This is a genomic window from Mycobacterium sp. NPDC003449, assembly GCF_053588415.1.
In genome coordinates this window covers 1-11,048 of the sequence record NZ_JBSFPX010000214.1, presented here as the reverse complement: position 1 = coordinate 11,048, position 11,048 = coordinate 1, and the positions used below count along the sequence as shown (strand labels likewise).

Annotated in this window: 13 protein-coding genes; 6 read left to right on the top strand and 7 right to left on the bottom strand. The window is 68.6% G+C overall.

Going from position 1 to position 11,048, the window contains the following annotated elements; translation table 11 throughout:
* The 4 genes from ACWDTP_RS33390 to ACWDTP_RS33375 form a co-directional block, all read left to right on the top strand.
* Positions 1 to 520 (top strand): Hsp70 family protein (locus ACWDTP_RS33390; protein ID WP_450027504.1); only part of this gene is annotated, 520 nt, incomplete at its 5' end.
* Positions 517 to 1,164, top strand: coding sequence for a nucleotide exchange factor GrpE (gene grpE, locus ACWDTP_RS33385; RefSeq protein WP_450027503.1), 648 nt, complete (start codon positions 517 to 519; stop codon positions 1,162 to 1,164). The genes ACWDTP_RS33390 and grpE, both read left to right, overlap by 4 nt.
* A 40-nt stretch (positions 1,165 to 1,204) precedes the next feature.
* Positions 1,205 to 2,386 carry a molecular chaperone DnaJ gene (dnaJ, locus tag ACWDTP_RS33380; protein ID WP_450027502.1) on the top strand — a complete coding sequence of 394 codons (1,182 nt, stop codon included), beginning with the start codon at positions 1,205 to 1,207 and terminating at the stop codon, positions 2,384 to 2,386.
* Complete coding sequence (locus tag ACWDTP_RS33375; RefSeq protein ID WP_450027501.1) at positions 2,383 to 2,763, top strand: heat shock protein transcriptional repressor HspR; 381 nt, start codon at positions 2,383 to 2,385, stop codon at positions 2,761 to 2,763. Before dnaJ ends, ACWDTP_RS33375 begins: the two co-directional genes overlap by 4 nt.
* Here the strand turns inward: ACWDTP_RS33375 and ACWDTP_RS33370 are convergent.
* The 3 genes from ACWDTP_RS33370 to ACWDTP_RS33360 are packed head-to-tail and all read right to left on the bottom strand — an operon-like array spanning position 2,760 to position 5,890.
* Entirely contained in the window at positions 2,760 to 3,662 is a 903-nt protein-coding gene (locus tag ACWDTP_RS33370; protein WP_450027500.1) for an aldose 1-epimerase, read from the bottom strand. The genes ACWDTP_RS33375 and ACWDTP_RS33370 overlap by 4 nt on opposite strands.
* Positions 3,663 to 3,707: 45 nt before the next feature.
* The gene (locus ACWDTP_RS33365; protein WP_450027499.1) at positions 3,708 to 4,874 is read right to left on the bottom strand and encodes an FAD-binding oxidoreductase; all 1,167 of its coding nucleotides are present in this window, start codon (positions 4,872 to 4,874) and stop codon (positions 3,708 to 3,710) included.
* 11 nt (positions 4,875 to 4,885) lie between these two features.
* A complete protein-coding gene (locus ACWDTP_RS33360) occupies positions 4,886 to 5,890 on the bottom strand; it encodes an ABC transporter permease (RefSeq protein ID WP_450027498.1) in 1,005 nt (334 codons plus the stop codon).
* 100 nt (positions 5,891 to 5,990) lie between these two features.
* On the opposite strand from ACWDTP_RS33360, the gene ACWDTP_RS33355 reads away from it, so the two are divergent.
* A complete protein-coding gene (locus ACWDTP_RS33355; RefSeq protein ID WP_450027497.1) occupies positions 5,991 to 6,623 on the top strand; it encodes a TetR/AcrR family transcriptional regulator in 633 nt (210 codons plus the stop codon).
* A 7-nt stretch (positions 6,624 to 6,630) separates the two neighbouring features.
* Here ACWDTP_RS33355 and ACWDTP_RS33350 read toward each other — a convergent pair whose 3' ends face one another.
* The 4 genes from ACWDTP_RS33350 to ACWDTP_RS33335 all read right to left on the bottom strand — a co-directional run bounded on the left by ACWDTP_RS33350 (position 6,631) and on the right by ACWDTP_RS33335 (position 9,873).
* Positions 6,631 to 7,134, bottom strand: a complete 504-nt coding sequence (locus ACWDTP_RS33350; RefSeq protein WP_450027496.1) for a hypothetical protein — start codon at positions 7,132 to 7,134, stop codon at positions 6,631 to 6,633.
* Positions 7,135 to 7,264: 130 nt separating this feature from the next.
* The gene (locus ACWDTP_RS33345) at positions 7,265 to 7,933 is read right to left on the bottom strand and encodes a GAP family protein (RefSeq protein ID WP_450027495.1); all 669 of its coding nucleotides are present in this window, start codon (positions 7,931 to 7,933) and stop codon (positions 7,265 to 7,267) included.
* Positions 7,934 to 8,032: 99 nt separating this feature from the next.
* Positions 8,033 to 9,214 (bottom strand): macrolide family glycosyltransferase, encoded by a 1,182-nt coding sequence (locus tag ACWDTP_RS33340; protein ID WP_450027494.1) that lies wholly within the window; start codon positions 9,212 to 9,214, stop codon positions 8,033 to 8,035.
* Positions 9,215 to 9,249: 35 nt separating this feature from the next.
* A complete protein-coding gene (locus ACWDTP_RS33335) occupies positions 9,250 to 9,873 on the bottom strand; it encodes a hypothetical protein (protein WP_450027493.1) in 624 nt (207 codons plus the stop codon).
* A gap of 155 nt (positions 9,874 to 10,028) precedes the next feature.
* Between ACWDTP_RS33335 and ACWDTP_RS33330 the strand changes: the two genes are divergently transcribed.
* Positions 10,029 to 11,048 (top strand): Clp protease N-terminal domain-containing protein (locus ACWDTP_RS33330; RefSeq protein ID WP_450027492.1); only part of this gene is annotated, 1,020 nt, incomplete at its 3' end.

Genomic DNA, 11,048 nt, shown 5'->3' with positions numbered 1-11,048 from the left:
GCGCGCCGCGGCGCAGTCGCCGGATGCATTACGCACAATGATCGCGGATCTCAGTTCAGGTCACGAGAACAAGATCCAAATCCAGGAGGGCTCGGGCCTGTCCAAGGAGGAGATCGACCGGATGATCAAGGACGCCGAGGCGCACGCCGACGAGGACAAGAAGCGTCGCGAAGAGGCCGACGTCCGCAACCAGGCCGAGTCGCTGGTCTACCAGACGGAGAAGTTCGTCAAGGAGCAGCGTGAGGCCGAGGGCGGGTCGAAGGTTCCCGAGGACACCTTGACCAAGGTCGACGGCGCCATCGCCGAGGCGAAGACGGCGCTGGAGGGCACCGACATCTCCGCGATCAAGACCGCCATGGAGAAACTGGGCACCGAGAGCCAGGGCCTGGGCCAGGCGATCTACGAGGCCACCCAGGCCGAGCAGGCCGCCGGTGGAGCCGACGGAGCCCCGGGTTCGTCGGGCGCCGATGACAACGTGGTGGACGCCGAGGTTGTCGACGATGACCGGGAGAACAAGTGACGCACCCTCACAACGGCGACGGTGATGCGCAGGAGCCGGTGACCATCACCGACAAACGGCGGATCGATCCCGACACCGGTGAGGTCCGCGAGCAGGCGCCGGCCCCTGGCGGGCCGGCGCCGGCCGCCTCTCCCACCGAGCCGTCGGCCGGAGACACCGATGAGGTCGCCGAGCTCAAGGCCACGCTGCAACGGGTGAAGGCCGAGTACGACAACTACCGCAAACGCGCGCTGCGCGATCAGCAGGCCATCGCGGACCGGACCAAGGCAGGCGTCGTCACCCCGTTGCTGGGTGTGCTCGACGACCTGGACCGGGCCCGCAGCCACGGTGACCTGGAATCCGGACCGCTCAAGTCGGTTGCCGACAAGCTCGTCGGTGCCCTTGAGGGGCTTGGCCTTTCCGGCTTCGGCGAAGAAGGTGAGGAGTTCGACCCGTCGCTGCACGAGGCAGTGCAGCACGAGGGCGAGGGTACTCATCCGGTCGTCGGGACTGTGATGCGCCGCGGATACAAGATCGGTGAACAGGTGGTGCGCCACGCCATGGTCGGCGTGGTGGACACCGTGCCGGAAGCCGACGACTCGGCTGCGGGCGCGGAAAGCGCTGACGACACCGCTGCGCAGGCCGCAGAATCAGACGATGATTAGACAGCACAACTAGAGAATCGAGGTAAGGAGGTGGCGCACGATGGCCCAGCGCGAATGGGTCGAGAAGGACTTCTACAAGGAGCTCGGCGTCTCCTCTGACGCCGGCGCCGACGAGATCAAGAAGGCCTACCGGAAACTGGCCGCCGAACTGCATCCCGACCGCAACCCCGATGCCGGGGCGGCGGAGCGGTTCAAGGCGGTGTCCGAGGCCAACAGTGTCCTCTCGGACCCCGCGAAGCGGAAAGAGTATGACGAGACCCGGCGGCTCTTCGCCGGGGGCGGCTTCGGCGGCCGTCGGTTCGACACCGGCGGTGGCGGTGGTTTCGGTGGCGGATTCGGCTCCGACGGAGCCGAATTCAACCTCGGTGATCTCTTCGACGCTGCCGGGCAGAGCGGTGGTGCCAATATCGGAGACCTGTTCGGCGGGCTGTTCGGGCGCGGTGCTCCACCGCGCCCGAGCCGGCCGCGGCGGGGCAACGACCTGGAGACCGAGACCGAGCTCTCGTTCCTGGAGGCCACCAAGGGTGTGGCCATGCCCCTGCGGCTGACCAGCCCCGCGCCGTGCACCAATTGCCATGGCAGCGGCGCACGTCCGGGCACCAGCCCGAAGGTGTGCCCGAACTGCAACGGATCCGGCGTGGTCAACCGCAACCAGGGCGCGTTCGGGTTCTCCGAGCCGTGCACCGAGTGCCGGGGCAGCGGCTCGATCATCGAGCACCCGTGCGCCGAGTGCCAGGGCACCGGCGTCACCACCCGGACCCGGACGATCAACGTTCGGATTCCCCCGGGGGTGGAGGACGGTCAACGAATCCGGTTGGCCGGACAGGGTGAAGCCGGGTTGCGGGGTGCGCCCTCCGGAGACCTCTACGTCACCGTGCATGTGCGTCCGGACAAGGTGTTCGGGCGCGACGGTGACGACCTGACCGTCGCTGTGCCGGTCAGCTTCCACGAGTTGGCGCTGGGCACGACGCTTTCGGTGCCGACGCTGGAAGGCAAGGTGGGGGTCAGGGTGCCCAAGGGCACCTCCGACGGCCGGATCCTGCGGGTGCGTGGCCGCGGTGTGCCGAAGCGCGCCGGCGGGCATGGCGACCTGCTGGTGACCGTGAAGGTCGCGGTGCCGCCCAATCTGGAGGGTGAAGCGGCCGAGGCGCTGGAGGCCTACGCGAAGGCCGAACGGGCCAGCGGGTTCGACCCGAGGGCCGGATGGGCGGGCAACTTATGACGAAACGCAGTAACGACGCCCGTACGTTTCTGATCTCGGTGGCCGCCGAGCTGGCCGGTATGCATGCGCAGACCCTGCGCACCTACGACCGGCTCGGCCTGGTCACCCCGCAGCGCAGTTCCGGTGGGGGACGGCGTTATTCGGAGCGCGATGTCGACCTGCTGCGCGAGGTACAGCGGCTCTCCCAGGACGAGGGGGTGAACCTGGCCGGCATCAAACGGATCATCGAGCTCACCAACCAGGTCGACGCGTTGCGGGCACGCGTCGCCGAGCTGACCCAGCAGCTCGAACAGCTCACCGCCGCCGCCCCGCGCCGCGATGTCAGCGTGGCGTCCAAGGCCGTGGTGGTCTGGCAACCGCGGCGGGGCAGCCGCTAGCCGATCCTGATCGAGAAGGTGGCGGTTTCCGGCCGGCCCGGTACCGCGATCGGGTAGTCGCCGCGGGTCAGCGCGTCGGTCGGGGCCGCCATCGGCTCGATGGCGATCAACTCGTCATTGCCGGGCGCGAAGATCTGCGCCGCGCCATAGCCGTTGGTGAAGCCGATCTCGATTTGATGGTCACCTCCCGAGACCGCGAACCGCGCGCCCTCCTCGACCCGGTCGAACCCGTGATCGAGCACGGTGTCCTTGAGTGTCTCGGTCCCACCGGCCCATTCCGCGGTTTCACCGGTCGGGATTCCCCGGTCGTCCACCCGAAGGTGGCGCATGGCCGGGGTGTGAAGTCGCCACTCTTCCCGCGCAACACCGGGAATCTGCAGGTACGGGTGGTACCCGTAACACAGCGGCACCGGCGCCGCGGTCGACGGCCGCACCGTGGTGTCGACCGTGAGGGTGCGGTCGTCCAGCGTCGCGGACATGGTCAGCACATGCGGGAACGGGAATGTCGAGAGCAGGCGTGGGGTACCGCCCCAGTCGAGAGCGGCCACCAAGGTGTTCGCGGTCTGCTCGACGACCAGCCAGCCTGGGTCGGCGGCCAGCACACCGTGGATGGGCAGGCCGTGTTCGTCGAGACGTACCCCCGCAACGTCGGGGGTCAGGGTGACGGTGGCCCCGTTGATGCCGTAGGTGGTGGCGCTCAAGCGGTTTGCCCACGGGTAGAGCAGCGGGATGCCCATCGTCTTGCCCGCGGTGATGTAGGCCTGCAATCCGCGGCGTTGCCCCAGGAACTCGACGCCGTTCTCGGCCAGGGATGTGCAGATCATTCCGGCGTCGGGTACGTAGGTCGCCGACAGCGATGACGACGGGTCACGCAGGACGATCGGACGGTAGTCGGCCATGGCGCAAGTCTGGCACGGCAGCGCCATCGGCACCCGGTCAGTCGGTCAGTCGGTCAGCGGATCGTGCTGGATGCGTTCGGCCGGCGCGCCCAGGGCGGTCAGCGCGTCTTTGGTCGCCTGCACCATGTTCGGCCCACCGCAGATGAGGATCTGGCGGTCGCCCCAGTTGCCGTATCGGGTCACCACGTCGGGTAATTGGCCGATCTGGCGGACGTGCAGCCCGCGGGGCGGTGCGACGTCGGGGAACTCGTGGGCCCAGGGTGGGTCGCTGCTGTACTCCGACACCGGTGTCACCGACAGCCACGGGTTGGTCGAGGCGATCTTCCACAGTGTCCTGAGGTCGTAGAGGTCGCAGGGGTAGCGGCCGCCGAAGAAGAGGTGCACCCGTGGGTTCACGCCGTGCAGTGTCATGTCCATGATCAGCGTGCGCAGCGGGGCCAGGCCGGTGCTGCCCGCCACCATCAGCACGTCCTCGCCGCCACGGTCCACCTGCATGGCGCCGTGCGGGCTGGAGATCCGCCACCGATCGCCCGGCCGGGTCTCCCCGACGATCGCGGTGCTGACCATGCCGCCGGTCACCGAGTGGACGTGGAATTCGATGGCTCCGGACCGGTCGGCGGGGATGGCCGGGCTGAGATAGCGCCAGCGGCGCGGCCATTGGGGCACCTGAACGGTGACGTACTGGCCGGGGTGGTAGAACAGCGGCTCATCCAGCTGCAGCCGGATGATCGAGACGTCGCGGGTGACCCGGTGGTGTTCGGCGACGGTGCCGTCGCAGTAGGCCGGGGTCTGCTCGGCGTCGGCCGCCCCGCGCATCACACCGACGATCAGGTCGATCGCGTCGCGCGCCGTCCCGGCCAGGCGGTCGTTCCATCCGGCACCGAGCCGGGTTCGCCAGGCGCCGTACAGCGCTTCCTGCATGGTGTCGTAATGCTGTTGTGTCACACCGTATTTACGGTGATCCCGACCGAGCTGGGCGAGGAAGGCCACCGGCTCCTCGGCGCGCTGTGCGATCAGCTCGCCGAGCACCCAGGTCAGCGCGTAGGCGAAGCTCCTGCGCTGGTTGTCCAGGTCGGGCGGAAACAGATCGCGGGCCGAGAGGTCGATGGCGAACCAGGTGGTGTAGAAGTCGCGGACCAGCGCGTCGGATCCGTTCGCGGGGTCGACCGCATCATGAAGTAGCTGCAGCGATTGACGGTCATCTAGTCCCACGCCGGTGCATTTTATGCGTGTTCGCTCCTGGGCTGTCGAATAGCCGCCATTATCACCATGGACACGCCCACGATCGTCCAGCAGCTCAGCACGATGATCGCGGTGGCGGCGCCGGCGCCGGCGAAATACGCGGTGGACCGGAGCAGGGTGGCGCCGGCCCCCTGAGGCAGTAGCTGGCCGAGCATTCCCCATCCGGCGGGCAGCATCTCCGGTGCCGCCGTCAGCCCGGACAGCGGGTTGCCCAGGAGCAGGGCCAGCAGCGCCCCCACCGCCAGTCCGGCCTTGCCGAAGAGCGAGCCCAGGCCCAGCATGAACAGGCCTGAGGCGGCGACGCCGAGGGTCAGACCGGCCGCGACACCCCAGAAGTTGTCCTCGATCGATCCGAACACGTAGTACAGCAGCGCGGCGATGGTGGTGCCCGCGAGACCCGAGAACACGACCGTGGCGGTCAGCCGGGTCCACACCTCCCGTTTGAGGGTGAGCACCAGCGCGGCCACCGGCAGCATGCCTGCCAGGGTGATCGGCAGCGCCGATGCCGCCAGTCCGGCCCCGCGCGGATCGTCCCGGGCGGGTGGGGCGAGGTCCTCGGTGCGCAGCGGCATGCCGGTGTGCTGGGCCATCCCGCTGCCGACCTGCGTGAGCAGCTGGGCGACGGCCGGACTGGCGCCGGTCGCGGTCAGCAGGACCGGTCCATCGGAGCCGAAGGCGATGCCCCCGTAGATGTTTCGATTGAGGATCGCATCGCGCAGCGCGGCCTCGCCGGGGTAGTAGGTGACCGAGAAGGCGCCGGGGGCCTGCTGTTCGAGGCGTTCGGCGATCTGGCTGCTCGCGGCCTGGGGGCCTGCGGCGCCGATCGGAACGTTGTGGGGCTTGGATCGCGACGCCGGGAGGGCGAACGCGATGGCGACGAGCGCGATGGCGACCGTCAGTACCGCGATGATGCCGGCGGCGCGTAACGCGGCGGGTGGCTCGTGCACGGGTGCGCCGTGCCGGGCGGGGAGCGTGTCGGTGGTCATACCCATAGCCTTTTCATCCGGTGTTGAATTAAATCCGTTGGCCGAGCGTAGCCCGCATTGGGCAAATATTCAACAACGATTGAAATGCTAGGGTCGAGTTATGGCTCCACCAGCACAAACAGCGAAGAAACGGGGACGTAGGCAGGGTGATCCGGTGTCCCGGGACGCGGTGCTGGCCGCGGCCAAGCAGCGCTTCGCCGTCGAGGGCTACGAAAAGACGACACTGCGTGCCATCGCCACGGATGCCCACGTCGACCCGTCGATGGTGCTGTACCTGTTCGGGTCCAAGGCCGATCTGTTCCGGGAATCGCTCCAGCTGATCCTCGACCCGGCCATGCTGGTGGCGACCCTGGAAGGCCCGGCCGATGACATCGGGGTCCGCATGGTCGGGCGTTATCTGCAGGTGTGGGAGTCGCCGGACACCGCGGCCAGCATGCGGATGATGCTGCAGTCGGCGACGTCGAATCCCGACGCCCACGACGCGTTCCGTGCGTTCATGCAGGACTACGTGTTGGCGGCGGTGTCCGAGGTGCTCGGCGGCGGTGAGCAGGCCCGGTTGCGGGCGATGTTGGCCGCGTCCAATCTCGTCGGCACCGCGATGCTGCGCTACGTGATGGCGGTGCCGCCGCTGGCGTCACTGACCGGTGACGAGGTGGTGCGGCTGATCGCGCCGACGGTGACGCGCTATCTGACCGCCGATGCCGACGAGTTGGGGTTGCCCGAGTTCGGGTGAGCCGGCCTCAGTGCTCGGTATGAGCGTGCCGGGCAATGAGTTCGAGTTCGGCCTCGCCGGCCTGCCGGGGCGTGGCGAACGGCATGTTGGTCTCGACGAAATCCTTGGCCTCGGTGAAATCCATGCCCTGTTCGACGAGCATGTTGACCACGCCGACATGCACGACGGCCGTCGCCTTCTTGGCCGCAACGCCCGCGACCACGCGAATCTCCTCGGCCAGTTGCGGTTCGGTGAGGGTGGTGACCTTCGGATCCAGATCCACCTGGGCGACCGCACCGTTCAGATAGGCCGTGATGGCCACCGTCCCGGGCGGGTTGACCGCCTGGACCACCGGGATCTGCTCCTCGTCTTCGGGAGGCTGGGTGGCGGGGGAATCGAGGGCGCCGAAACCGTCGACCTCGTCGTCGTGGATCTCGGGTCCGCCGTAGTCGTGAACCCCGTCGAGTTCCCCGCCCTCGTCGAGGTGGGCGTCGTCGGTCTCGGCGTCGTCCCAGCCGTCCGGAGGCGTCATGTGTCTGTCTCAACCTGTCCCGGTAACCCAACCGATCGGCGTTCTGCCATGTCGCCGATGGTGCGTCGGCTCGGCGGACTGATCGTAACGCCCGCCGGGGGTGGGCGCCGACGGGTCCGGTGGCCGCGTCTCACAGCGCGTGAATGCCCTTGTACAGCACCAGGAGACCGATCACCACCAGGATCCCCGCGACCAGCACCGCATGCTGGCGTTCCATCCAGTCCCTGAGCCGGGCCAGCGCCGGATCCAGCCGATGGCCCGACGCCGCGTACGCCAGGATCGGCAGGGCCACCGTCGACCCCGCGAACAGGACGTAATAGACGGCTGCGGCCCAGACGCCGGGCTGGCCGAGCCCCGCGGTACCGATCGCCAAACCCGCTGCGGCGCTGACGAACAGCACCTTCGGATTGACCACGGTCAGGATCACGCCGGCGATCCCGGCGCGGGCGGGGGTCAGCGTGCCCAGGCTCTGCATCCAGCGCGGACTGTGGTCGGACTCGGCCCGGGTGAACCAGCGGTACACACCGACCACGATCAGCGCGATGCCGACCACGATCCGCAGCCATGACGCCCAGGCCGGCGGCTTGTCGAGCGGGCCGAACAGGTTGGAGACCTCGACGAAGATCGCGGTCAGCGCGGCAAGGCCGACCAGCCAGCCCACCAGGAACGCCAGTCCGGTCGGACGGGGCCGGGCGGTCTGCAGCACCAGCACCGCGGGAATGATCGACAACGGCGAGAGCGCAACGACCAGTGCCAGCGGGATGAGCTCCGTCAGTACCGAACTCCAGATGTCAGACATGCCCGGGCCCCTTCGTCATCACGGTCGAGCAGGACGTCGAGCAGAACGTAGCAAGTCGGGCGGCGCCCGGCACCGCAACCGCAAAGCTGCCCGGAGCCCTCACCACCGCCCGGCGGTGATGTCCTCGACCGCGTCGGCCGCGTGCGAAGGGCCGCCGCCGCGGCGGATCTCGTCGCGAATGGCCTTGAGCCGCAGCCCGACCTGTGGGTCCGACGTCACCCCCAAAACCGCGTCGCGGATCTGATCGGGGCCCGGGAGATGGTCGGGGAGGTGGCGCGCGACGCCGAGGCCGGCCAGCCGGGCCGCGTTCGCGGGCTGATCGACTGCCTGCGGCAGGGCCACCATCGGCACGCCGTACCAGAGTGCCTCGGTGCACGACCCCATACCGGCGTGGGTGAGAAAACAGTCGGCCCGCTGCAGCACCGCGGGTTGGGGGACGGTGGTACGCACCTGCACCCAGGCGGGTACGGCGCCGAGGTCGGTGGCCCGGCCGCTGGCCAGCACCAGCCGCCAGCCCAGACCGTCGAGTGCCTCGATGACGTTGCGGTACACGTCGGCTCGTTGGGTGTAGGCGGTGCCGAACGCCAAAAGGGCCAGCGGTCCGTCGCCTGGCGGAACGGTCCAGTCGTGCGGGTGCTCGCGGCGGGGGTCGATGCACGGACCGACGAATCGGTAGCGGTGGTCATCGACCCGTTCGGCGTTGCGCTGCATGACCCGCGGAATCAACGCCAGGCAGCGCTGCGGCCTGCCGGTCACCTCGTCGAACGTCAACGATGTCCCGGCGTCCGATAGCCAGTGGTCGAAGGCGCGGCGGTAGGCGAGGCCGGTGGGGCTCGCCATGATCGGGTCGAGCACCTCGGCCATGTCGTCGTGGTATCCGTCCCAGGCCACCTCGCACGGGGACAGCTGAGCCGACGGGACACCCCAGCGTTGCGCGGCGACCGGGCCTGCCATCCCGCCGATGTCGTAGAGCACGAGGTCGGGCCGGTCGTGGTCCAGCGCGGCGTGCAGTTGCGGCAGCACATGGATGGCCTCGTCGAGAAACATCCGCATACCGGTGACCGGATCGTCCTCGTCGCCCCAGTCCTCGGGTGCGCCGGGGGATCCCGGCAGCACCGAGCTGCATTCGACGATATCGGCTCCGGTCGGGCGGGCCAGCTCCGCCATGTGGCCGCTGACCAGGTAGCTGATCCGGTGCCCGCGGTCGACGAGTTCGGCGACCACCGGCAGATGCGGGAACATGTGGCTCGGCGCGGATGCCGGGACTATCGCGATGTGCACCACGCCGATTGTGCCTTCGGGGTGACGGGGCCCGGTCAGGTGCCTTCGAACTGGTTGCGGCCCAGGGTGTCGACGAAGGTGGGGCCGGCCAGGTCGAGCTCACGCCGGTACGTGGCGGCCCAGGTGCCGAACGGTTGGTGGGCCAGGTATTCGTTGCGGAATCGGTCGTCCTCGGAGACCTCGGTGGCGCAGAACGCGGGAATCGCCAGATCGACCACGGGTCCGCAGCGTTCCACCTCGGCGATCATCAGTGGGGCGTTCGCGCCGAGGAACCGGTCGATGACCCAGCCGTCCTCACCCATCCAGACCGCGTAACGAACCTTGGCGACCACCTTGTCGGCGCGGCGCACGATCTGGGCCGCGACTATCGGATCGAGGTCACGTTCGGCCTCGTAACGGGTGCCCCCGACGGCCGGTCCCTTGGCCGCCATGGTGCCGATCGACCCGTCGCCGAGCGTCTCGACCAGCTCGCCGGGCGCGGCGTCGAGCTGCGCGGGGGCCGGCCCCTGCACCCGCACCCGCACGGCGTAGCCGTCGGCGGCGAACAGGTAGGCCTGCACGATCAGGACGGGACTCGGATCCGAGCCCGCCACGACGGGCAATTCGCGGACGAAGAACTTGCGCTCGAACTCGAAATCGCCGAAGCCGGATTCGGACATGGCTAAACCGTAGCCCCGACCATCGCTTTTCGGTCGCCACCACGCAGCGGCCCGGTGGGCCCGCGAAAATAGTCAAACTTGAGCGGAACAGACTCAACCTTGACTGCGTTGAACAACACGACAAGCATTTTCTCTACACGAAAAAGGGAGGTGTCGTGGACTCGTTCAACCCGACGACCAAGACCCAGGCGGCGCTGACCTCGGCGTTGCAGGCGGCGACCGCCGCAGGCAACCCGCAGATCACCCCCGCCCATTTGTTGATGGCATTGCTGACGCAGAACGACGGGATAGCCGCCCCGCTGCTGGAAGCGGTCGGAGTCGAGCCCGCGACCATCCGCGGCGAAGTGGAACGCATCATCGGTGGGCTGCCCAGCGCCAGCGGCTCCAGTTCGCAGCCGCAGCTGAGTCCGGATGCGATCGCCGCGATCACCGTCGCGCAGCAGCTCGCCACCGAGATGGACGACGAATACGTGTCCACCGAGCATCTGATGGTCGGCCTGGCCACCGGCAGCTCCGAGGTGGCCAAACTGCTGACCAATCACGGCGCCTCGCCGCAGGCACTGCGCGAGGCGTTCGTCAAGGTCCGCGGCAGCGCCCGGGTCACCAGCCCCGACCCCGAGGGCACCTACCAGGCGCTGGAGAAGTACTCCACCGACCTGACCGCGGCCGCTCGCGAAGGCAAGTTGGACCCGGTCATCGGGCGCGACAACGAGATTCGTCGCGTCGTGCAGGTGTTGAGCCGTCGCACCAAGAACAACCCGGTGCTCATCGGTGAGCCCGGCGTCGGCAAGACCGCGATCGTCGAGGGCCTGGCCCAGCGCATCGTGGCCGGCGACGTGCCGGAAAGCCTGCGGGACAAGACCGTCGTCTCGCTGGACCTCGGGTCGATGGTGGCCGGGGCCAAGTACCGCGGCGAGTTCGAGGAACGCCTCAAGGCCGTCCTCGACGACATCAAGAACTCGGCCGGGCAGGTCATCACGTTCATCGACGAGCTGCACACCATCGTCGGCGCCGGTGCCACCGGTGAATCCGCGATGGACGCGGGCAACATGATCAAGCCGATGCTGGCCCGCGGCGAGCTGCGCCTGGTCGGCGCCACCACGCTCGACGAGTACCGCAAGTACATCGAGAAGGACGCCGCCCTGGAGCGCCGGTTCCAGCAGGTGCTGGTCGGC